At 33.9% G+C, this 24,500-nt stretch carries 16 protein-coding genes and 1 rRNA gene; 6 read left to right on the top strand and 11 right to left on the bottom strand.

Annotated elements, in window-relative coordinates; all coding sequences use genetic code 11:
* Nucleotides 1-7: 7 nt before the first annotated feature.
* Entirely contained in the window at nucleotides 8-1,342 is a 1,335-nt protein-coding gene (locus NJT12_RS19430) for a PQQ-binding-like beta-propeller repeat protein (RefSeq protein WP_271337585.1), read from the bottom strand.
* A 114-nt stretch (nucleotides 1,343-1,456) separates the two neighbouring features.
* Here NJT12_RS19430 and NJT12_RS19425 point away from each other — a divergent pair, with 114 nt between their 5' ends.
* Both NJT12_RS19425 and kdsB read left to right on the top strand, forming a co-directional pair.
* Entirely contained in the window at nucleotides 1,457-1,915 is a 459-nt protein-coding gene (locus tag NJT12_RS19425; RefSeq protein WP_271337584.1) for a hypothetical protein, read from the top strand.
* Between the two features lie 36 nt (nucleotides 1,916-1,951).
* The gene (kdsB, locus tag NJT12_RS19420; RefSeq protein ID WP_271337583.1) at nucleotides 1,952-2,686 is read left to right on the top strand and encodes a 3-deoxy-manno-octulosonate cytidylyltransferase; all 735 of its coding nucleotides are present in this window, start codon (nucleotides 1,952-1,954) and stop codon (nucleotides 2,684-2,686) included.
* Between the two features lie 392 nt (nucleotides 2,687-3,078).
* On the opposite strand, the gene NJT12_RS19415 is transcribed toward kdsB, so the two are convergent.
* The 9 genes from NJT12_RS19415 to NJT12_RS19375 form a co-directional block, all read right to left on the bottom strand.
* Entirely contained in the window at nucleotides 3,079-5,493 is a 2,415-nt protein-coding gene (locus NJT12_RS19415; RefSeq protein WP_271337582.1) for an alpha-ketoacid dehydrogenase subunit alpha/beta, read from the bottom strand.
* 188 nt (nucleotides 5,494-5,681) lie between these two features.
* Nucleotides 5,682-8,432 (bottom strand): gluzincin family metallopeptidase, encoded by a 2,751-nt coding sequence (locus NJT12_RS19410; protein ID WP_271337613.1) that lies wholly within the window; start codon nucleotides 8,430-8,432, stop codon nucleotides 5,682-5,684.
* Between the two features lie 350 nt (nucleotides 8,433-8,782).
* Nucleotides 8,783-9,511, bottom strand: coding sequence for an LOG family protein (locus NJT12_RS19405; protein WP_055096620.1), 729 nt, complete (start codon nucleotides 9,509-9,511; stop codon nucleotides 8,783-8,785).
* A gap of 396 nt (nucleotides 9,512-9,907) precedes the next feature.
* Entirely contained in the window at nucleotides 9,908-10,816 is a 909-nt protein-coding gene (locus tag NJT12_RS19400) for a hypothetical protein (RefSeq protein ID WP_271337581.1), read from the bottom strand.
* A gap of 92 nt (nucleotides 10,817-10,908) precedes the next feature.
* Complete coding sequence (uvrA, locus tag NJT12_RS19395; RefSeq protein ID WP_271337580.1) at nucleotides 10,909-13,740, bottom strand: excinuclease ABC subunit UvrA; 2,832 nt, start codon at nucleotides 13,738-13,740, stop codon at nucleotides 10,909-10,911.
* A 101-nt stretch (nucleotides 13,741-13,841) separates the two neighbouring features.
* The gene (locus tag NJT12_RS19390; RefSeq protein ID WP_271337579.1) at nucleotides 13,842-14,702 is read right to left on the bottom strand and encodes a Fic family protein; all 861 of its coding nucleotides are present in this window, start codon (nucleotides 14,700-14,702) and stop codon (nucleotides 13,842-13,844) included.
* A 134-nt stretch (nucleotides 14,703-14,836) separates the two neighbouring features.
* Nucleotides 14,837-16,621 carry a chloride channel protein gene (locus NJT12_RS19385; RefSeq protein WP_271337578.1) on the bottom strand — a complete coding sequence of 595 codons (1,785 nt, stop codon included), beginning with the start codon at nucleotides 16,619-16,621 and terminating at the stop codon, nucleotides 14,837-14,839.
* A gap of 86 nt (nucleotides 16,622-16,707) precedes the next feature.
* Nucleotides 16,708-18,390 (bottom strand): gamma-glutamyltransferase, encoded by a 1,683-nt coding sequence (ggt, locus tag NJT12_RS19380; RefSeq protein WP_271337577.1) that lies wholly within the window; start codon nucleotides 18,388-18,390, stop codon nucleotides 16,708-16,710.
* Nucleotides 18,391-18,430: 40 nt separating this feature from the next.
* Nucleotides 18,431-19,015, bottom strand: coding sequence for an acyl carrier protein phosphodiesterase (locus NJT12_RS19375; protein ID WP_271337576.1), 585 nt, complete (start codon nucleotides 19,013-19,015; stop codon nucleotides 18,431-18,433).
* Nucleotides 19,016-19,299: 284 nt separating this feature from the next.
* Between NJT12_RS19375 and glmM the strand changes: the two genes are divergently transcribed.
* Nucleotides 19,300-20,688, top strand: coding sequence for a phosphoglucosamine mutase (glmM, locus tag NJT12_RS19370; RefSeq protein WP_271337575.1), 1,389 nt, complete (start codon nucleotides 19,300-19,302; stop codon nucleotides 20,686-20,688).
* Nucleotides 20,689-20,756: 68 nt separating this feature from the next.
* On the opposite strand, the gene NJT12_RS19365 is transcribed toward glmM, so the two are convergent.
* Nucleotides 20,757-21,629: a lysophospholipid acyltransferase family protein gene (locus NJT12_RS19365; protein ID WP_271337574.1), complete on the bottom strand. Its 873-nt coding sequence runs from the start codon at nucleotides 21,627-21,629 to the stop codon at nucleotides 20,757-20,759.
* 112 nt (nucleotides 21,630-21,741) lie between these two features.
* Between NJT12_RS19365 and NJT12_RS19360 the strand changes: the two genes are divergently transcribed.
* The 3 genes from NJT12_RS19360 to NJT12_RS19350 form a co-directional block, all read left to right on the top strand.
* Nucleotides 21,742-22,380, top strand: a complete 639-nt coding sequence (locus NJT12_RS19360) for a rhomboid family intramembrane serine protease (RefSeq protein WP_271337573.1) — start codon at nucleotides 21,742-21,744, stop codon at nucleotides 22,378-22,380.
* 53 nt (nucleotides 22,381-22,433) lie between these two features.
* Complete coding sequence (locus NJT12_RS19355) at nucleotides 22,434-23,123, top strand: SIMPL domain-containing protein (RefSeq protein ID WP_271337572.1); 690 nt, start codon at nucleotides 22,434-22,436, stop codon at nucleotides 23,121-23,123.
* Nucleotides 23,124-24,399: 1,276 nt separating this feature from the next.
* Nucleotides 24,400-24,500: ribosomal RNA gene (locus NJT12_RS19350) — 16S ribosomal RNA — on the top strand; the annotation flags it as partial.

Raw genomic sequence — 24,500 nt, 5'->3', positions numbered from 1 at the left:
CAAAGGGTTATTTCTTTAGATTGTAAGCATATAAATAACCATCTGCACTTCCAAAGTAAACAGCATTTTTACTGATGAACGGCGAAGAAACAATAGCACCTAATTTATAGAATTGAGCCATTACTTTTTTGTTGTTATCGTAAATAGAAAGATCTTCGTTTTGAGCCGCATATCCAAAATCTAAAAGATCATTTTTTAAAGTAGAAGTTGCAAATTGTTTGCGGTTTTCCGTACTTATAAAATTTGATTTTTTCCCGTTTGAAAGTAAATCCAAACAAAAAAAATTACCTGTAAAATCGCCAAAATAAATTGTATTTCCTGCGATCGCCGGCGATGAATAAACATAACCATTGGCTTTGAATCGGTATTTTTCGATTCCGGTTTTAGCATCCAGCGCTAATAAAGCATAAGTATCTGATGTGCCTACATAAACCGTATTGTCTTTTACGACGGCAGAACTTAATATCCAGGAATTCTCGGCATTGTATTTCCATATTTGTTTTCCGGTTTCAGCGCCCAAGGCAAAAAAGAAAGGTTCTCTTGCTCCAAAATAAATTTTACCATCAGAAAGTGCAACGGATGATTGTATTCCCTTAAAACCCATTTGTGTTCCCGTTGCGAAACGCCAGATTTCTTTTCCGGATTCGATGTTTAAAGCATATAAAGTGGCGTCCCAACCACCAATGTAAATTTTGTCTTTATCAATCACGGGACTTCCGTGAACGGGACCATTGGTTTTGAATTTCCATTTTAAAATTCCCGTTTTAGCGTCGAGAGAATAGATGTTTCCGTCACTGCTTCCAAATAAAACCTGCGAAGTTTTTCTGTTCTCATACACCACAGGCGATGAAAGATAAAAATCCCATAAATCTTCCATATATTGTGTTTCAGGTTTCATGCCCCACATTCCAAGTTCTCCTAACCAGTGTTCGCCACCAGTTTTAAATTTCCAAATTAGTTTCCCGTTTTGGGTGTTTATTGCGTAATAATTTCCGTCAAAACTCCCAAAATAAATAATATTTTCAAATATACTGGGACTGCTATGGATAGCACCATTAGTTTTAAATTTCCATTTTAAATTTCCAGATTTTTCTTCGATGGCGTAAAGAAAACCATCTTCGCTGCCTATATAGACTATTCCGTTTTGAGCAATAGGCGAAGAGAAAATTTTGCCACCAGTTTTATACTTCCATTTTAGGCTCGTAACCGGTTGGTAGCCTTTTCCGTTAAAGATACGATCTGAAAAGGCATTCAATATTACAGCATTTTTATTTTGGCTTAAAGCCGAATAAACAACAATTAAAAAGAAATAGAGTGGAAGAGTGGCTGAAAATCTTTTCATAGTTTTTTATTTTAAAAATAAATATTTTATAAGATATTAATATTTAATTATTTAGAAAATATGTTAGGAATATATTTTTAAAACCTAATTGCGAATCGGTATATTTGTTTCAATATGAATCTATCAAATAAACATATCAAAACATATAAATCTTCTAAACAAGTTGTTTTAGGGCCAATAATTATTGGAGGAATATTTGCAGAAATTGTTCTCCTCATAATGGGTGAAATAGAAATGACTGCAGTTTTGATTGTTTTGGTGATAATTTTGGGATTGATATCTTTAGCTGTTCAGGGATCTTTAAAAATTACAATTGATGCTGATCAGAAACTTTTGACATTCGAGAAAACAAATTGGCTTGGAAATATTTTATTTAAGATGGATTTTAACTTGAATGAGATTCAATTTGAAATTAGAGAGCAAAAAGCCCCGAGATCAGGTATAATTTACTTTGTTTATATCATAAACAATGATAATAATAGCGAAAGCAACTATGTGGCAGAAGGCTTTTCGAAAGGGATGTTGGAAATGATAAAAAACGAGATTGTAAATATTCAGGCAGAAAGACTTTAGCTTTTGCTGAATAAATAAAAATTAAAAGAATATAAAATGAAAATAATAGCTGTAATTCCGGCACGATATGCATCAACACGTTTTCCTGCAAAATTAATGCAGGACCTTGGAGGGAAAACGGTAATTCTAAGAACTTATGACGCAACTGTTGCAACAAAGTTGTTTGATGATGTATTTGTAGTAACCGACTCAGATTTGATTTTTAATGAAATAGTAAATCACGGTGGTAAAGCGATCATGAGCATCAAAGAACATGAATCCGGAAGCGATCGTATTGCTGAAGCTATATTTAGTCTTGATGTCGATATTGTGGTAAATGTGCAAGGCGATGAACCTTTTACTGAAGCGGGACCTTTAGAACAGGTTTTATCAGTTTTTAAAAATGATGAAGATCGCAAGATTGATTTGGCTTCGTTGATGCGTGAAATTACAAATGAGGACGAAATTAATAATCCCAATAACGTAAAAGTTGTAGTAGATCAATCACAGTTTGCCTTGTATTTTTCTCGTTCGGTAATTCCATATCCAAGAGATAGAGATGTTGGAGTTCGTTATTTTCAACACATCGGGATTTATGCTTTTAGAAAACAAGCCTTATTAGATTTTTATAGTTTACCAATGAAATCTTTAGAAGCCTCTGAAAAATTAGAGCAGCTTCGCTATTTAGAATTCGGTAAACGCATCAAAATGGTCGAAACGAATCATGTTGGTATTGGTATTGATACTGCCGAAGATTTAGAGAAGGCTCGCGCTATTTTAGCAGCTAAATAGTTGCGTGATAGCACGGGATTTTTTGTTTATTTGTGTTGGTCTGCCGATGTTCTGCAATGAATGTATTGCGAGATGGTACGCAGATGACACGGGTTCGCTATCGTGAAAGCGCAGATTTATGCGGATTTTTATGTTTACTTGTGTTGGTGTGCCGATGTTTAGCAATGAATGTATTGTGAGATGGCACGCGGATGATACGGGTTCGCTATCGCGAAAGCGCAGATTTACACGGATTTTTTATTGCTCTTTTTTTGTCAGGCTGAGCGAAGTCGAAGCCCGTGTTCCAATTGGTTTACCTTCGACTTTGCTCAGGATGACAAACGAGACTTTAATAAAAAAGGCTTGTAAACAATTGTTTACAAGCCTTTTTTTATATTGAAAGCCAAACTAAATTATTGATATAAATTCGGAAATTTAGCAGGATTGACTTCATGCATCATGTTGTACACTTTCTCAAAAATATCTTCGGTAGAAGGTTTAGAGAAATAATCACCATCAGTACCATAAGCTGGTCTGTGCGCTTTTGCAGCAAGAGTTTGCGGTTTACTGTCTAAATGAATATAGGCATCTTGCTCTTCAAGAACCTGCTGTAAAATATATGCCGAAGCTCCACCGGGAACATCTTCGTCGATTACTAAAAGACGGTTTGTTTTTGCAATACTTTTTACGATATCCTTATTGATGTCAAACGGAAGTAAAGACTGGATATCGATTACTTCACAATCAATTCCTAAATCTAATAATTCAATTGCAGCTTGTTGCACCAATCTTAAAGTAGATCCATAAGAAACTAATGTAATATCAGCACCTTCTTTTAGGGTTTCGACAACACCAATAGGCGTTTTGAATTCACCGTAATTTAATGGTGTTTTTTCTTTTAATCGATAACCATTCAAACATTCGATTACTAAAGCCGGTTCGTCAGTTTCTAAAAGAGTATTGTAGAAACCTGCAGCTTGTGTCATATTTCTTGGAACCAATACATGAATCCCGCGAATAGCATTAATAATCATTCCCATTGGAGAACCAGAATGCCAGATACCTTCAAGACGATGTCCGCGGGTTCTGATAATTAATGGTGCTTTTTGTTTACCAACAGTTCTGTATTGTAAAGTTGCCAAATCATCACTCATGATTTGAATCGCGTATAATAAATAATCTAAATACTGAATTTCGGCAATTGGGCGTAAACCTCTTAAAGCCATCCCAATTCCTTGTCCTATAATGGTAGCTTCACGAATACCAACATCTGCAACACGAAGTTCTCCGTATTTTTCCTGCATGCCTTCAAGACCTTGATTTACGTCGCCAATGTTTCCTACATCTTCACCAAAGATTAGTGCTTCAGGATATTTAGTAAACAGAGCATCAAAGTTATCACGAATAATCATTCGTCCATCCTGATCCGCTTTTGCGTTATCTGCATATTCTGGAAGTACTTTTTCTACAGAAAAAATATTTTGACCTGAATTAGAGTATAAATTGCTGCTGAACCTTGGCTGCGTGATTTCGATGTAATTGGTAATCCAATTAGACAATAATACTTTGCTGTTTGGTATTTCTATAAAACGCAATATTTTTCTTGCGATCACCAGCATTTCCTTTTTTAAAGGAGATTTGATGACGCTTATTTCAGAGATATATTTTTGAATTTTATCTTTGTGATTGATACTGGCAGCAGAAATCTGCTCCAATAAAATCATTAGATTTTTTTGATCTTCTATAATTGGGTTAATAAAAGAGTTCCATGCTTCTTTTTTAGCTTCGAGAACTTCTTTTTTCAATTCAGCTTCAATTTCTGCCAGTTCTTCCGGCGAAGCAATATTGATGGCAATCATCCATAAACGCATCTGGCGAATACAGTCAAAATCTTTTTCCCAAGCCAGTCTCTCCGCATTTTTATAACGCTCATGAGAACCTGAAGTCGAGTGGCCTTGTGGTTGTGTTAATTCGTTTACATGTATTAAAACCGGAACGTGTTGCTCGCGGGCTATGGCAGCAGCTCTTTCATAAGTCGAAACCAACTCTGCATAATCCCAGCCTTTAACTCTGAAAATTTCATATCCGTTTGAATCTTCGTCACGTTGATATCCTTTCAGGATCTCAGAAATATTTTCTTTGGTGGTCTGATGTCTGGCGTGAACCGAAATCCCGTATTCATCATCCCAAACACTCATTACCATGGGTACTTGCAGTACTCCGGCAGCATTTATTGTTTCAAAAAACAAACCTTCAGATGTACTTGCATTTCCTATAGTTCCCCACGCAATTTCATTTCCGTTTACAGAGAATTTGTCTTTGGTTTTGATTCCGGCAACATTCCTGTAGATTTTTGATGCCTGGGCCAATCCCAAAAGTCTTGGCATCTGACCTGCTGTAGGCGATATATCTGCGCTTGAATTTTTTTGTTTTGTTAAGTCTTTCCAGGATCCGTCTTCGTTTAGACTGTGCGTTACAAAGTGTCCGCCCATTTGTCTTCCGGCAGACATTGGATCATATTCTAAATCAGTGTGACCGTATAAACCTGCGAAAAATTGTTTAGGAGATAACTCTCCAATAGCCATCATAAAAGTTTGATCGCGGTAGTATCCGGAACGGAAATCTCCGTTTTTAAAAGATTTTGCCATAGCAAGCTGTGGTACCTCTTTTCCGTCACCAAATATTCCAAATTTGGCTTTTCCTGTTAATACTTCCTTACGACCTAAAAGACTACATTCGCGGCTGGTAACTGCAATTCTGTAGTCATTCAATACCTCAGTTTTGAAATCTTCAAATGTTAGTGTAGTATTGCTTTTTTCTTTTATCATAATCTTGAGGGGGTCATGTTAGACTGCGAAATTACTTAAAAACAATCAATAATCATAATTCTTTAAAATAAATATAATTTAATTATTTGTATTTAAAATCAAAAAACTATGCATATTTTTTGATTTATATTTATGTAAAAATGTAATTTAATGATAATAACGCATGTTTTTCTTTAAAATTTATTCAATTAAAACCATTTTCTAGTAAAAAGATTAACTAATGTTTTTGGCGAAAGAGTCATCACAAATCGAATTTTTTCGTTGTATTTATTTTGGGAAATTTCCCAACCATTATTAGAGTAAACTGGAAAATAAACTTCAAAATAATCCGGTACTAAATTTAATCTAATACCACTGTCGTAAACAAAATGCTCACTTTGATGTTTGCTTTTCAGGAATCCAATATCGCCATAAGCTTCAATCCAGTTCCAGATCGAATAACTGGCGTTTAATGTTGTTATCCATTGATTTGCATATGCTGGTTCCAGTTTTGACTTAAAACCACCTTCAGCCATCACAAATTGTTGGCTAAAAAATCCGGTACTTTCTGATCTTCCGTAAAAATTATAATCAAACATATAATCTGTTGGACGGTCTAAACCAAAACTAAAATAATCTGAATTTGTTGTGTTGTATAAAAAAGTTCCCGCATACAAGCGTATGTTTAGTTTGTGATTGTTTTCGAATAATCTTCGATATTCAACCTCACCGGCAATTTTCCCGAAATCTCCCGCAAACTGAAGATCATTCATGAAACTAAAATGGTCAATCAATTCAGTTTTAGTATTCGAATAACGGCCATTAAATACAGAATAATTTGGTTTAGAATTGTCAGTTATATATTTACTGGCTTCACGATTTACAATAACTTGCCTGAAAAGGATCAACTGTTTTCGATTATCTCTGAAATTCTCCTCTCGAATTCTAAACTGAACCATAGGATTCAATCTTAAATAAGTTGCATCAGGAGCATAATGATAATAATTTTGGCTCATCGAATATCTTACGCTATACAATGTGCTGTTTCTGTAATATTCATTCCAGACAAAAGCGGAAGAACCAGATATCGTTCCAGCTTTAATAGAGTAGGCAGGATTGATATCAAATGTAAATGGTTTGTCCAGAATGGTTTTATTATGAAATCGAACTCCGGGCGTAAAACCGTCGTATAGATTATAGGTAAGTGTTGGGATATATAAAATCTGGTTGTAATAAGGATCTTCAAGATCTTTAGCAAAATTAAATTTGATTGGGCGATTCGTTATAACGACACTTTTTAATGATTTCCAATTGTTTCTCAAATTGTATTCCGGAACTTCATTATCATAATTCAGTACTATTTTGTCCGCTTTTTCTCTGGCAAACTCATAAATTGAATCATTATTTTTTGGTTCAATCCATTTTTTGAAAACTACCTCATTCTTCTTGATTCCGTAAACCGGAATAGGAACAAAATTATTCGTTTTATTTTTTATCTGAAATTGTATACTGTCTTTCGTTCTAGAAACATTCGTAAATTTATAATCGATGATATCTCGTGAATCTATAATAGTATTAAAAAACCAATCAATATTTTTTGAACTGTTCTTTGTTAGTATTTTTTCAAAATCGTAACGATTTGTTTGTTCTTGTTTGTTGAGATCATAAAATTCCTGTACACTTTCAGGTACGATATCATGGTTTAAATAATCATCGAGGTAACTCAAACTTAGGCCTGCACGATATTTGCTGGCGATTTGTTCGTTAAATTTTATTAAAGTCTGTTTTGGATCACCAAGTGGCTGATCCAGATTTTTTCTGGCCATAAGCATATAGTAATAGCTGTATTGCTCGTTAAAAGTCAAATTGGCAATGTTGTAACTTTTAAATAGTTTCATGTCTGAAAGGCGTCCAAGCATCTTTTGGTCCAGATGGTTTTCCTCCATGAATTTCATCATGCTGTAAATTTGAATACCATCATAAACCCAATTGTCTTTTCTGGGATCCAGTCGTAAGCTATTTTTTAGATAATTATTGAGATACGTTTTTAGAAAGGTGATTTCGAATATAAAATCATCCGGAAACGGACTAATAAAAGAGGGCAGCTGATTTAGGCCATAAAATGGATTTCTGTCGTAATCAACCTGAGAAACCGTGATTTTTTGATGCGGATATTTCCCGATAAAAGTACTTGCAAAATTCACAACCCTATTGATGATAATCGCTTTTTGAATTTCGCTGACTTTTTTATTTTTAAGATTTGTAAGTACCTCTAGTGAACCATTTTCATAGCTTACAAAATTATTTTGTTTTTCTATAAATAAATTAAAATCAGTTCTGTTTTTTCCGGAGTACAAATATGTCCTGAAAGAAGGATTTGTAAGATCTTCAGAAACTGAATTCAGGTCAGTTGTAATAGAATATTGGTTAGGTATTCTGATAGAAATTTCATAATCAGTGCTGGCATTTGCGATATCATCTAAGTTGAAATTGTTATATTTAATAAAACGATGATTCTCAAAACGAGCAGGACTCAAAAACCAGTTTTTTAAATTCATTCCGCCATTTTGATCAAAACCATAACGAGTAAATTTATCACTCGGGATTTTGGAAATATAAGTCAAATGCAAATCTAATTTTTGCCCGGGATATAATTTTCGATTTAGTTTTACAATAATAAAATCCGGATTTTTAGCAGTTCTTTCCCATTCAAGCGCCATATTATCCGAATCGCTTAAATTTAAAATTGTTGTGTTTCCTCTTTCTGTTGGTTTTGCTAAATGAAAACCCCTGTAGAATTCATCAGAAAATCTTCTGGCTAAAGGTGTGTTTTTATCAGAGAAAGCATTGTTCCAGTCGTTTAAAACAATCGATATCAAAGAGTCATTCGAAGTATTGTAATAAGTTATATCTTGTTTTACGTTAAGTGTTTTCAGTTCGAGATTAACCGCCACTTCCATCTTAGATTGATGTTGTGCATATTGTTTTAATGAACTCATCAAAACAAAAACGAAGAATATAATTTTATAAGATGATTTCAATGATGGCTTAAAAATTAAGGGATATAATCTAAGTTACGAGCTTATAGTCGTTCTGGTTTTATTGTAAAAATAGTATAAAAAAAGCTGTTTAAAAAAAACAGCTTCAATTTTTTGTAAGATTTAATGTGATTTCACCATATAAAGGATAAAAATAAAATTTCAATTTTTAAATTCTAAATTCCAATAAAATCCGTTTTTATCCGCGTCTTTGCTTTGGCGAATCTGTTAAATCCGCGTCAATTTATTTACTGATATGCTGAAAAAAAATTTTAGAAATTTGGACTTAAATCGTATTTCTTGTAGAATTTATCTAATACATCAACAACTTCATCTTCAGTATCTACGATTTTAAATAAGTTTAAATCTTCAGGGCTTACAGTTTGCATTTTTTCAACCAAAACTGTTTTTACCCATTCGATCAACCCAGACCAGAATTCAACACCAACTAATATAATTGGGAATTTTCCGATTTTCTTAGTTTGAATTAAAGTAATAGCTTCGAACATTTCATCTAAAGTTCCAAAACCTCCAGGCATCACCACAAAACCTTGCGAATATTTTACGAACATAACTTTTCTCACAAAGAAATAATCGAAATTCAGGTTTTTATCGTGGTCGATATAAGGGTTGAAGTGTTGTTCAAAAGGTAATTCGATGTTTAAACCAACCGAAATTCCACCTCCTAAATGCGCACCTTTGTTACCAGCTTCCATGATTCCGGGACCACCTCCAGTGATCACACCATAACCAGCTTTACTGATTTTGTATGCAATTTTTTCAGCCAATAAATAGTATTTATCATCCGGTTTCGTTCTCGCCGATCCAAAAATAGATACACAAGGACCAATACGTCCCATGCTTTCGTAACCGTTTACAAACTCGGCCATGATTTTAAAAATCGCCCAGCTGTCATTTGTTCTAATTTCATTCCACGTTTTTTGTTTTAAACGGTCCTGAATTACTTTGTCCTCATCATTATCAAAATCTTCTAATCTCATTTTAGGTATTTTAATTATTTATATTTTTATTTAAGTTGTGTCTTTTTTTTAATTATCATTCTCAGAGTAGTTATTGTCACACTGAGCGTAATCGAAGTGAGGAGCTTAATCCTGCTGTTCGCTATATCTTTTGCGGTGAACCGTGCCACAAAAAGATGCCGCTCCCATCAGGGCTAGGGCACCAGTTTTCAATCGAAACATTGTTTTTAGCCCATAAAAAATTGCCAAAGTTTCTGATTTTGGCAATTAGGGCATACTAAATTACTGCTTTTTTCGAGAATTGTTACAGAAATGAGCATTTATTAATTTTAAAGTAAGGTAGTGATAATGATCTCTTAAGCTGTTAATTCATTATCAATGAATTATGAAAGTATTTTTAAGTTTGTATAAAGTCCATCATTTTAAATTTTCGATAGTTATCGTCCGGAAAGTTTCACAATAAGTGTTTTTAGGAATGTCATTTTTTTTACCTGGAATTATCACTTGATTGAAAGATGTTATAATCTGGTCAATTTCATCTTTAATGATTTTGTTTGGAGCAATAGAATTAACACGGAAAATTTTTCCATTAGAATCAATAGAAAAACGCGGATTGATAACGATTTCTCCTCTTTTGTTTTGTTTCGCAATGTTTTCAAGCGAGATGTTTTTTAAAATATACTCGAATATTTGATCATAAAGGCATCTGTTCAACTCGGAATTGTAGGCAATACTTTCGCATCCTTTTAAAACGGGAAGCTCATCTATGACGACAAATGTACTTGCTTTTATTAGTGTGTTTTTGTCTTCTTTTGTAAATAACTGAACACTAATTTTTCCAAGTTTAGCATTATCATTTAAGTTTAATTTTTCTAAAGGATAATTTTTAAAAATTTCGATAACTTTTTTATTGAGCTCCCTGTCTCCTGTATTAATGCGAAAATTAAAAGCTTTATTCTTCTTATTTATCTCAAAGGTTAGTCGGATAGTGTAATTGTATTTTTTATTAGAAATGCCTTTGTAGTAAGAAGATGTTTTCAGTTTGCTAAAATTAATTTTTTTTAGAAGTTTTTGTTCCAGATAAATTTTATAATGATTTGCTAAATCACTTTCTGTGCTAGGCTGAGCTAAAGATTGAAATACGCTGTTTTCACGGAGATATTCCTCTTCGAGTTCTTGTCTGGAATAGTAAGGGTTGTCAATTTGTTTTTCATTAATATTTTTAATCCTTTCTTTTACAACATCTCTAAGGCTATCTTTTTGTGACTGGGAAAAACTTTTTGCACTAAGTAATACTAATATAATGAATGGCAAAATTGATTTCATCTTTTATATTTTAATGCTAAAATATAAAATTACTACTGTTAATTTTTTAAATCAATACATCTTTGTCAAAAAAAAATGACAAAGATGCATTTCTATTCTAATTCCTTTTTCAAGAACTTAGCCGTATAACTTTTTTTACTTTTCACTACTTCTTCAGGAGTTCCTTTGGCGATTAATTGTCCGCCACCTTTTCCTCCTTCGGGACCAATATCAATGATGTAATCAGCGAGTTTTATGACATCCATATTATGTTCGATAATCAGGATCGTATTTCCTTTATCAACCAGTTTATTAATTACATCCATCAAAACACGAATGTCTTCAAAATGCAATCCTGTAGTAGGTTCGTCAAGAATATAAAAGGTATTTCCGGTATCTTTTTTAGACAATTCTCCGGCTAATTTGATACGTTGTGCTTCACCACCGGAAAGTGTGGTACTTTGCTGACCAAGTGTAATATATCCTAACCCAACATCCTGAATTGTTTTTACTTTTCTATAAATCTTCGGAATCATTTCAAAGAACGGAACAGCTTCATCAACGGTCATATTCAAGACATCTGAAATTGATTTCCCTTTATATCTTATTTCTAATGTTTCTCTATTGAAACGTTTTCCCTGACACGTTTCGCATTCGACATAAACATCCGGTAGAAAGTTCATTTCGATAGTTCTTACACCGGAACCTTCGCAGGTTTCACAGCGTCCGCCTTTTACATTAAAACTGAAACGACCCGCTTTATAACCACGAATCATACTTTCAGAAGTCATCGTAAAAAGATTTCTGATTTCAGTAAAAACCTCTGTATAAGTAGCTGGATTCGAGCGTGGTGTTCTTCCAATCGGACTTTGATCGATATCAATTACTTTGTCAATATGCTCAAGGCCTTCAATCTTTTTGTATGGTTGTGGTTTTTTTACGCCATTAAAATAATAAGCGTTCAGGATAGGATAGAGGGTTTCGTTTATTAAAGTAGATTTTCCACTTCCTGAAACTCCTGTTACACAAATCATTTTCCCTAATGGTAATTCGATCGAAACATTTTTAAGGTTGTTTCCTGTCGCTCCGGTTAGTTTTAGGAATTTGCCGTTTCCTTTACGGCGCTCTTTCGGAATCTCTAATTTCATTTTACCGTTCAAATATTGAGCGGTAATTGTATTCGATTTCAACGTTTCTGCGGGAGTTCCAATACTGATGATTTCTCCTCCGTATTTACCTGCTTTCGGACCAATATCAATTACGTAATCAGCACGTTCGATCATGTCTTTATCGTGTTCTACAACAATAACCGAGTTCCCGATATCGCGTAATTGTTCTAAGGAGTGAATTAGTTTTTCATTGTCTCTTTGGTGTAAACCAATACTTGGCTCATCGAGAATATATAAAACACCAACCAGTTGTGAACCAATTTGTGTAGCCAGACGAATACGCTGTGCTTCACCACCCGAAAGTGATTTTGAACTTCGGCTTAAAGCCAGATAATTCAAACCAACATTCATTAAAAAGTTCAAACGGTCTTTTATTTCTTTAACGACTTCTGATGCAATCAAAAGCTGTTTGTCTGATAAATGTTTGTTTAAATCCTGAAACCAGACAGTCAAATCGGAGATGTCCATATCACACAATTCAACGATATTTTTGCCGTTGATTTTAAAGAACAATGCTTCTTTTTTCAAACGGGAACCGTCACAAACCGGACAATTTACTTCGTCCATGAAATCTTTTGCCCAACGTTTTATCGTGGTTGAAGAAGTTTCATCAAACTGATTTTTGATGAAATGTGAGATTCCTTCAAAATCTATTTTATAATCGCGGGTAACGCCTAAATCTTTAGAATTTACGACAAATTTATCTTTTCCACCATGAAGGATCATCGTCATAGCTTCTTCCGGAATCTTCTCAATTGGATCTGTTATCTTAAAACTGAATTTTTCTCCAATAACTTCTAGTTGTTTAAAAATCCACGAAGATTTGTATTCACCAAGCGGAGCGAAACCTCCGGCTTTAATGGATAATTTAGGATTAGGAATAATTTTTTTAATATTAATTTCATGCACTGTCCCTAATCCATTGCAATGCGGACAAGCTCCTTTTGGGGAGTTGAACGAAAATAAATTTGGTTCTGGGTTTTGATACGATATTCCTGTTGTTGGACACATTAAGTTTCTACTGAAATAACGTACTTCATTTGTATCCTGGTCCAAAATAATTAATACGTTTTCTCCATGATGCATGGCTGTATTGATGCTTTCTGATAATCTTTTTTGATTGTCTTCAGTATCTTCTATCAACATTCTGTCGACTACAATTTCGATATCGTGTGTTTTGTAACGATCCAGTTTCATTCCTGAAACCAGATCCTGAACTTCGCCGTTTACACGAACTTTAAGGAAACCTTGTTTGGTAATTTGCTGGAATAACTCGGCATAATGTCCTTTTCTGGCTCTAATAATTGGAGCAAGGATATTGATTCGTTTCCCTTTAAAATCCTGAATAATCAAATCTTTAATTTGTTCATCAGAATAGGAAACCATTTTCTCTCCAGTGTTGTAACTATAAGCGTCAGCACCACGAGCATAAAGAAGTCGTAGGAAATCATAAATTTCAGTAATAGTACCAACGGTCGAACGCGGACTTTTGCTGGTTGTTTTTTGTTCAATAGCAATTACCGGCGAAAGTCCGTCGATTTTATCAACATCTGGACGTTCTAAGCCACCAAGAAACTGTCTGGCATAAGCCGAAAAAGTTTCAACGTAACGACGTTGTCCTTCCGCATATATGGTATCAAATGCCAAAGAAGATTTTCCCGAACCTGATAAACCGGTAATAACAACCAGTTTTTCACGCGGAATAGAAATGTCTATATTTTTTAGATTATGAACCCTTGCACCAAGAACTTCAATAGTATTGTCTTTTTCTAACATAATTTTGAGCAAAACGCAAAGTTACCACTTTGATTTGTTCTTTTTGTGCTCGATAGCAAAACTTTATGTTACAATTAGTAACAAAATAACGCTAGTAGGAACTAGCGTTTTCTTTTTCGGGTTGCCCTGTATTCTTCAATAGCTTCTCTGGTTGTATACCAATTTCTACCTTCTTTATATGCATCAATTTTTCCTGTTCTGGCTAGTAAACTAACATATTCCTGTTCGTAAGGAGTTTCAGGTTCGCTAACAATATCAGAAATTTTTTGGTAGTCATAATCATTTCCGGGCATCGAACTTAGGTATATGTTTAATGCACGTTCTAAAGCCTGAGACATTAAAAGTGTTAGTTTTTGATAATTATCATTATTAGCCTGATTAAGTGCTTCATAATGTTTTTTCCTGTCGTTTTTTAGGATAATTGCTGGAGGAAAACCGCAACGCATCAATAGTAAATTCATGCTCAAACGAACAGTACGCCCATTCCCATCAAAGAATGGATGAATCCAGACTAGTTTATGATGATAAATTGTGGCCAGTTCGATGTCATTTAAATCTAATGGATTTGTATTAACAAAATCGATTAGCTCATCCAGATAATCTGAAATTTTATTGGCATTTGGTGGCATGAAATTAGCACCTGAAATACGAACACCTCCATTGCGTAAACGTCCTGCAAAGTCATCTTCGATAGAACGTAAAACTAATCCGTGAATAGAAAGAATATCAATACTTCGAAGGTTGTAACTATCATCGACAATAGAATATAAATAATCTATTGCCTTATCATGATTATGTGTTTCAAAATGTTCACGCAGTGATTTCCCTTTAATAGTAATTCCTTCCTGAATAACCATTTGGGTTTCTCGTAAACTCATAGTATTTCCTTGGATACCATTAGAATTGTATGTCCATTCTAGTGATAAACTCTCGCGAATTTTGTGCAAAGCAATGTTGGGCAATAGTCTGCTGTTTTGCAGGTCAAGCCTTTTTTAGCACAATCGGTCAAAAGTTGACTGAAATTCAGTTCTGTATGTTAAGTCTATATTCCACATAATCTCACAAAGGCACTTCTTGGTATCGGATAAATTAAATTTTACTCAATTGTCATGGAACGTAATTTCATTCTGTAGGCTTCAAGTGCTATAGATTTAGAAATAAAACCAAAGTATTTGTCATTTCGTAAGACCGGAAGAAAGGCTGATTTTGATTTTTCGAATTTACTCATTACGATTTCCATACTGTCGTTTGATGAGATAATGGCCAGCGGAGTTTTCATAACATCTTTGATCAGAGTATATTTTACCTGATATGAATTGAAGATAATTTCTCGAATATCATTAAAATGAACTACACCAACGAGGTCTTTCTCATTATCAACCACGGCAAAAACAACCTGGTTAGAGTGTGAGATAAGATCAACAAGTTTGCTTAGGTTCTCTTCCGGATGAACCGTCAGATAATCAGTTTGAATAATAGTATCAATATCAAGAGTAGAAAGAATGTTTGAATCTTTATTACTTGTAAATGCGTGACCTTTTTTAGCAAGACCTTTTACGTCAAGAGAATATTTCTCGAAACGTTTAGAGATAGCAAAACTTATTGAAGAAACAATCATAAGTGGAATCATCAGGCTATAGCCACCCGTAATCTCAGCAATTAAAAAGATTGCAGTTAGAGGTGCATGAAATAGTCCGCTCAAAATACCTGCCATTCCCACCATTGTAAAGTTACTGATAGGCAATTTCGACAATCCGATAAGACTTATAAATTTTGCAAAGAAATATCCCAAATAAGATCCTAAGAATAAAGACGGAGCAAAATTCCCTCCATTTCCACCACTTCCAAGGGTTAATGCTGATGCAAATACTTTAACCATCATTGTGCATCCAACAAACAGTAATAGAACCCATTGATTATCTCTAAAATCAGCAAATAAAGTATTGTCTAATATTTTTCCGGGATCACTTTCAGATAACGTTTTAATACTTTCATAACCCTCTCCAAACAGTGTTGGAAATATAAAAATAAGCAGTGCCAATAACGAAGAACCAATTAATGCTTTTTTATAAGGACCAACTTTTAAATTAGAAAAATAATGTTCGACTCTTTGAAAATTTCTTGCGTAATAAACGGCAATAAAACCAGTCAATATGCCTAACAGCACATAAAAAGGAATGTTATGATAATTAAAAGCTTCTTGTTTTCTAAAAGACAATAAAATACTTTCGTCTAATACAATTGCAGAAACCAGCGCACCGGTAGCGGCAGAAATCATAATTGGTGTAAAGGCAGAAATACTGACATCAACCAATAAAACTTCAATAGCAAAAAGAACACCGGCAATTGGAGCGTTAAAAGCGGCAGAAATACCTGCGGCAACACCACAGCCAATAAGCAATGTTCTGTCTTTATAAGGTAATTTGTAGTTTTGTGCAAAATTTGAACCAAATGCTGCACCTGTAATCACAATAGGGCTTTCTAAACCCGCAGAACCTCCTAAACCTACTGTTAAGGAACTGGTAACAATTTGGGCGTACATTTGTTTTCTGGGAATAATACTTGCTTTTTTCGCAACAGCATATAAAATTTGAGAGGTTCCTTTTTCGATACTTCCATTTAGAATTCGTTTTACAACAAAAACAGTCAGAAGGATTCCGACAATAGGAAGAATACTATTGATAAAACTTAATTTAAGAATACCATTAATATAAGTAGCAAAGGAAAAAACACTATGGGCAAAAGTTTTTAGAACAATTACAGCCAAAGAGCAAGAGATACCAATTAAAACACTTGATAAAAAAATAAATTGCTTTGGTGTCATTAATGATTGAGCCAAAGCAATAATGCTTTCTAGTCTTCTAAAATATTTTTTTAGCATGCTGTTGTAAAAGTTAGGTGTAGTGCAAATTTAGCTTTTAACATTTAAATTTGTACGACATTTAAGGATAAATCTAATTTTTTAACTTAAAAACCAACAGCAGTATCATCTCCACGAAAATCTGCCCCACCTTCAAGAGTATTGTCAGGTAAGACTAAAATGCAATCTAATTTACCGATTACAGGCGTTGTTTTTTCATTAATCAAATATCCTTTTGCTTTTAATTTGTCAATTGTGATTTTGTCAAAAGCATTGGGTTCAAACGTAATTAAATCCGGTAGCCATTGGTGATGAAAACGTGGCGCATTTACAGCATCCTGCATACTTAGATTATATTCATAAACATTTAAAATAGCCTGCAAAACACTTGTAATAATTGTAGATCCACCTGGTGAACCAACGACGATAAATAGTTTTCCGTTTTTCTCTACAATTGTTGGTGTCATTGAACTTAGCATTCTTTTTTGCGGCGCAATACTATTAGCTTCATTTCCTACTAAGCCAAACATATTTGGAGATCCTGGTTTCGCACTAAAATCATCCATTTCGTTGTTTAAGAAAAATCCTAATTCATCGCAATAGTATTTTGATCCGTAACCGTCATTAAGCGTTGTGGTTGCGGCAACCGCATTTCCCTGCGCATCAACAATAGAATAATGAGTAGTTTCTGTGCTTTCGTTAAAGTTGACTTTTCCTTCTTTTATTTCTGATGATAGGCTCGCTTTGTTTACATCAAAACTTGACATTCTGTCCTTTAAATAAGCATCAGATAATAATCCGTTAATTGGAATTTTTACAAAATCCGGATCACCTAAAAACTGGCTTCGATCTGCATAAGCTCTTCTTTCGGCTTCTACAATAACCTGAATAGATTCCTCAGTGTTATGTCCCATTTTTGATAAATCATAGGGAGCAATCATTTTCATGATTTGTGCCAGACAAATTCCGCCACTGCTTGGAGGTGACATTGAAGTTATTTTTAAATCTTTATAATTAAATTGTAATGGTTTTCTCCATTTAGCTTCATATTTCTCCAAATCCTTAAGCGTTATAATTCCACCTTTTTTCTGAATATATTTAACTAAAATTTTTCCTGTTTCACCTTTATAAAATTCATTTCTTCCGTTCTTAGAAATTCGTTTTAAAGTATTGGCAAGCGCAGGATATTTGATGGTATCATTTTCTTTAAAATTACCTGCCAGTAATGTATTCGGTCCATTTACTTTAACAATAGCATCGTGATAATCCTGAAGTCTTTTTTCTTGTTTTTTAGTTACAATTACACCTCTTTCTGCTAAAGCAATTACTGGTTTTAAAATTTCAGACATTGGCATCGATCCTAATTTTTTGTGAACGGCAAATACTCCGGCAATAGTTCCCGGAACGCCAATTGCTAAAGCAGTTGCAGTACTTTTACCTTTAATGACGTTTCCGTCTTTATCCAGAAACATATCTTTTGATGCTGCAAGTGGCGCTTTTTCGCGATAATCTAAAGATCCAACTTCGCCATTTGATTTTCTGTAAACCATAAATCCTCCTCCTCCCAAATTTCCTGCGTACGGATATGCAACTGCAAGAGCCAGTTCAGTAGCAACCATTGCGTCAAAAGCATTTCCGCCTTTTTGTATAATCTCGGTGCCAACTTTCGAAGCTTCCTGGCGTGCCGAAACTACCATGGCTTTTGTTGCTGTTAATCCGGTTGGTTTTGCAGTTTGCTGAGCAAAATTATAAAATGAAATAAAGCTGAATAAAAGGGCAATCTTTTTCATAAAGAGAATTGTATTTTGTTTTTATAGAACCGGACCGATTTTATAAAGTAAGTAATTTTTGTTTGGAGTGTTGTTTGAGATCCTCGAAGAACAAAGTAAATTCTTGTTCAAATTCAGTATAAAATTCTATCAACTCTTCACTTGCAAACTGCATTTTCGATATGTTTTTCGACCTTCTGTCCATTTGTGTCAAAATCTGATGAATTCCTTCTACGGTCTGATAACTTAAAAGCCAGTTTTGTTTAACCATATAAGGCATTAAATCCTGTGTCTTTTCAGTCAAAATGGGATAGTTTTCGTGTAATGATCTGTAAAAACGGTTAATGAAATTATCTAATTTTTCATCTGAGTATTTCTCCCAGTTTTTGGCTAAAAAATGATCATAAAGAATGTCTACAATTACGCCGGCATAATGATGGTATTTTTCATGTAATCGTTTGGTACTTTGTCTGAAAACATCATGTGAATCGGTATAAGTATCAATTGACCGATGCAAAATAATACCTTTTTGAATTTCTTCAGGAAAATGCTCAAATTGTTTCCCGCGAATTCCATCGGCCATAAAATTGCCAATTTTGATTAAATCATTATCTCCGGACAAATAGATGTGGGCTAGGAAATTCATTTTTTTTGAGTTGCTAAGATTCTAAGTCGCTAAGGCTCTAAGTTATTTTTAGTAAAAGTATTTTTCGAGTTACTATCCCGAAGCTTCGCGGCTAAGAGGTTAAGAAACTAAGTTTATTTTAGTAAAAGTATGAAAACTTTTTTATATCGTTTCATGAATGATCACGCCTTTATTAAAATGTAAGAACCTTAGCTAGTCAGAACCTTAATAACTTTTAAAAAAAAAGCACCTAAGAACCCTGGTAACTTTTCTATATTTGTAACTGGTAACCATAACTCATAAAAATGACTTTAATAAAATCGATATCAGGAATACGTGGAACAATTGGTGGAAAAGTAGGAGATAACCTGACTCCTGTTGATGCTGTAAAATTTGCATCGGCATATGGTACTTTTCTTAAAAACAATACTTCAAAAGAAAAATTAACAGTTGTAATAGGTCGTGACGCCAGGATTTCCGGACCAATGATTCACAATCTTGTTGTAAATACTTTAATAGGTTTAGGGATTAATGTAATTGATCTTGGACTTTCGACAACGCCAACTGTAGAAGTAGCTGTTCCGTTAGAAAAAGCAGATGGAGGAATTATTTTAACAGCTTCTCATAATCCGAAACAATGGAATGCATTGAAATTATTAAATGCAAAAGGAGAATTTTTAAGTGGAGCAGAAGGTGCTAAAATTCTTGAAATTGCCGATGCAGAAGCTTTCGATTTTTCGGATGTAGATAGTTTAGGAGAAATCACGGTGAATGATGCTTATATGGATATTCATATCGACGAGGTTTTAAATTTGCCTTTGGTTGATGTTGAGGCAGTAAAAGCTGCAAAATTCAAAGTAGTTGTTGATGGTGTAAATTCATCAGGCGGAATTATTATTCCAAGGTTATTGGAATTAATGGGTGTTGAGGTAGTAAAATTATACTGCGAACCAAACGGACATTTTCCTCACAATCCGGAGCCTTTAAAAGAGCATTTAACTGATATCTCTGAATTGGTGGTAAAAGAAAAAGCTGATTTAGGTGTAGTGGTTGATCCAGATGTAGATCGTTTGGCTTTTATTTGCGAAGATGGAGAAATGTTTGGAGAAGAATATACATTAGTAGCTTGTGCTGATTATGTTTTAGGTAAAACTCCGGGGAATACGGTTTCTAATATGTCATCATCACGTGCTTTACGTGACGTGACGGTTGCTCATGGTGGAAAATACGAAGCGAGTGCCGTAGGAGAAGTGAATGTTGTAGAGTTAATGAAAAAGAATAACGCTATTATTGGCGGTGAAGGAAACGGTGGAATCATTTATCCTGAATCTCATTACGGACGTGATAGCTTGGTAGGAGTAGCTTTGTTTTTGACGCATTTGGCAAATAAAAAAATGTCGGTTTCGGCTTTGCGTGCTTCTTATCCTGAATATTATATGAGCAAAAACAAAATTGAATTAACACCACAAATTGATGTTGATGCGATTTTAGTTGCCATGACAGAAAAATATAAAAATGAAGATATCGCAACAATTGATGGAGTTAAAATTGATTTTGCAACAGAATGGGTGCATTTAAGAAAATCAAATACAGAACCAATTATTAGAATTTATACAGAAGCTCCATCTCAGGAAAAGGCAGATGTTCTGGCACTTCGAATTATAGACGAAATAAAAGCAATTGCGGGAATTTAATTTTCAGCAATTTAAATCACAAAAAAATACCTCTTTCATTAATTTTGAAAGAGGTATTTTTTTGTAAATTATTCAACTCGGTGTTTCCATCTTTTATGCGTCCATAAATAATATTCAGGAGCTTCATAAATCTGTTTTTCAACTTCCCTTAAGTATTTTTCTGTAATATCGAAGTTTTTATAATCGTTAGGATTATCTGCAATAGGTACAAATGTTGCTTCATAATAACCTCTTGCTACTTTTTTTACTTTTACAAAAATGACACTTAGGTTGTATTTTTTTGCCAGCATTTCTGCGCCTGTATGTACAGGAACTTCAATACCCATAAATTTCATCGAATGAAAAATTCGATCCAGTTTAGGAGATTGATCGCTTGCTAATCCGTACATGCTTAAAATTCCCTGACGTTGATTTTGAGCCATAGTGGGAATCGCTTTTCTCGTTTCTACTAATTCCGTATCATATTTTGAACGTATTCTTCGTACTAATTTATCAAAATAAGGATTGGCGACTTTTTTATAAACAGCAATTCCCTTAAAATCAATTTTCGGGTTAATTGTCAAAAGCCATTCGTAGCTAGCATAATGTGACGCCACCAGAATGACGCTTTTGTTTTTTGTTGCATATTCATTTACAAGTTCAATATTGGTAACACGAAATCTTTTTTCCATCTCTTTTGGTGAAATACTCATCGTTTTAATCGTTTCCAGAAACATATCACACATATGGTGATAGAACTTTTTTTCGATTTGCTTTTGTTCCGTTTTGCTTAAGTAAGGCAAAGTAAGCGCAAGGTTTTCCTTAACTACTTTTCTTCTGTATCCAATGATATAATATATAATAAAATAGACACAATCTGATAACCAGTAAAATAAACGAAACGGTAGTATAGAGATCAGCCAAAGTAAAGGATAGGCCAGTAAATAAACGAGAAATTGCATGTAATATTTTTTTACAAATATAAAGTAAAAATGAATAAACATCGATATTTTGGTTTGAAGCTAACATATGTTTAAGAATGACTATATTTACAAATCACATTAAATATTTTTTATGAATACCATTTTAGTAGGGATTATAGTGGCTAATGCTATAATTAGTTACAAAGGTTTTAATGATCTTGCTTTTTTTAGAAAATACGAATTTCATGTAGGAAGTATTCGTTCCGGAGAACAAATCAGAATGCTTTCATCCGGGTTTTTGCATGCTGATATTATGCATTTAGCTTTTAATATGCTTACGTTGTGGTTTTTTGCTCCTGTAGTCATACAATGGTTAGGAACTTTTTCTTTTGTTTTGATTTATTTCGGCAGTTTGATTTTTGGAAGCCTGCTTACAATGCTTTTTCATAAAAATGATTACAGCTATAGAGCTGTAGGAGCTTCGGGAGCTGTAACAGGGGTTTTGTATTCTGCGATATTATTACAGCCGGATATGATGCTGGGAATCTTTTTTGTCATACCAATGCCAGCTTATTTATTTGGAATTTTATATTTATTATATTCAATTTACGGAATGAGAGCTAAAAATGATAATATTGGGCATACAGCGCATTTTGGAGGTGCCATAGGAGGTTATTTGATTACGTTGATAAAAGAACCATCCTTGATTGTAGATCATAGTTTAATGGTAATTCTGTTAGCAATTCCTATTTTGATACTTTTTGTAATGGCAAAATTGGGTAAATTATAATATTGGCACAACTTTTGAAATTCGATTATCAAACAAATTTAAATATAACAAAAATGAAGAAAGTAGTATTATTTTTAACAATCATGTTTATGACTATGTCTTACGCACAAGAAACCAAACAAATTCCTCAAATCAATGTGAACGGGGAAGGAAAAGTAAAAGTAGCACCTGATCAGGTTTGTATTTCAGCAACTGTTGAAACAAAAGGGAATAATGCTAAAGACGTCAAAAAACAAAATGACGAAAAAATCGATGCAGTTTTAAAATTCATAAAAAAAATGAATGTTCCAACAGCAGATTTCAAAACAAAACAAGTAGCTCTTAATCTACAGTACGATTATGAGAAAAAGAAAACCAGTTATAACGCTACACAAACAGTAGAAATTATATTAAAAGATTTATCTAAATATGATGAATTAATGGAAGGCTTGGTTCAACAAGGTATTAACCGTATTGACAGAGTTTCTTTTGAAACTTCTAAATTGGCTCTAATTGAAACAGAAGCTCGTAAATTGGCAATAAAAGATGCTAAATTAAAAGCAGAAGATTATGTTTCGGTTTTAGGTCAAAAAGTTGGTAAGGCATATACTATTTCTGATAATACTCAGGTTTACCGTCCACAACCAATGTATGCCGCTATGAAATCAATGGCTATGGATTCAGCCGGTGCTTCAAACGAAACTTTAGCTATTGGAGAGATTGAAGTTGTTGCAAACGTTAGTGTGAGTTTTATTTTAGACTAAGCGATATCAATTCAACATAATAAAATCCAGATCTCAACTTAAAAATTGGGATCTGGATTTTTTTGTCCATATAGTTTGTCGGATTTGAAATTTCCCTCCTAGTATAAGGTAAGATTTGGTTCTTGAACCCGGCGGTTTTTCAAACTGTCGGGTTTCTTATTTATAGATATAAGGATTGGGTTTGCTAGGGTGGGTACAGTTAAAGCTTGTTGAGTGCATTTTTGGAATTAGAAATTTCTTTCCTATATATAAGGTAAGAATTTGAGCCTTGAACCTGACAGGTTTTTAAAGCCTGTCGCGTTTGTTGTTATAAGTATAGATTTATTTGGCTGGCTCCTGGTTTAAGCTTAGTTAATATGTTTTTGAAATATGAATTAGGAGCTTCATCTCGCTATGCATTTCAATCTTTTGTTTTTTAAAGAAAAGAGCAAAAGGATTTCCATTTCTATCGGGGCTAGGGCAGCTGTTCTTAATTAGAAGTATAGTGTATATAGGTATGGGAGCAAATCCTAGTGTCTTATTCAAAAGGCAAAGCAAAAGAACCTTCGTGTCTTCGTGGTATAATCAGGTAAGCCCCGGCGCAGGGAGCCGAAACTAATATGTGATTACTATTATAAAGTAATAGAAAAACCTCGATAAGTCTGTAAAGTTCATAAAAATGGAGGTTCTTCAAGTGTTGTTATTATGAAAAGTACAATGTGCTTACGAAAATCCCGATAAAGTTAAAAAAAGAACGATGGTTAAGGTTAGTGTTATCAGAGTGTTAAGAAAAAGTTTGTAAAAACATTGAAATTATACAACAAAAAGGCTTGTAAATGTAAACAAACTACCTACTTTTGCACCCGCAACAACGACAGACGTTCACTGAAATACTGACAAGCATTACTGATCAAAACGAAAATTTATTTTCTAAAAAAAGATTTCGAAAAGCTTGTGAGATTTGAAAACAGATGTTACATTTGCACCCCGCAAAACAACGGAAGTTCATTGATAGATTGGTTAGGAAATGAGAAGAAAAGGAAATGAAAATTTCCAAAAAAAAACTTCAAAATTTACTTGCCAGTTGAAAATAAATTTTCTACTTTTGCACCCGCTTTGAGAAACAAGCGAAACACAAAAATAAGAAGACACGTTCGTAGACATATTGAATTGACAGCCGTTTTAACAGAGATGTTAAAACAAAAGAATAAAGAGTAAGATAATCGAGAGATTGAAAAAAAACCGATAGAGACTGATTCGAATAACAATACGATCTAAGTGATTAGATCAACAATATACGATGAAGAGTTTGATCCTGGCTCAGGATGAACGCTAGCGGCAGGCTTAACACATGCAAGTCGAGGGGTATGCTTCTTCGGAAGCAGAGACCGGCGCACG

Origin of the sequence: Flavobacterium azizsancarii, from assembly GCF_027980145.1 — a bacterium.
GTDB classification, from domain to species: Bacteria; Bacteroidota; Bacteroidia; order Flavobacteriales; family Flavobacteriaceae; genus Flavobacterium; species Flavobacterium azizsancarii.
The sequence above is the reverse complement of the archived record's forward strand: the minus strand, read 5'-3'. Positions and strand labels throughout refer to the sequence as shown.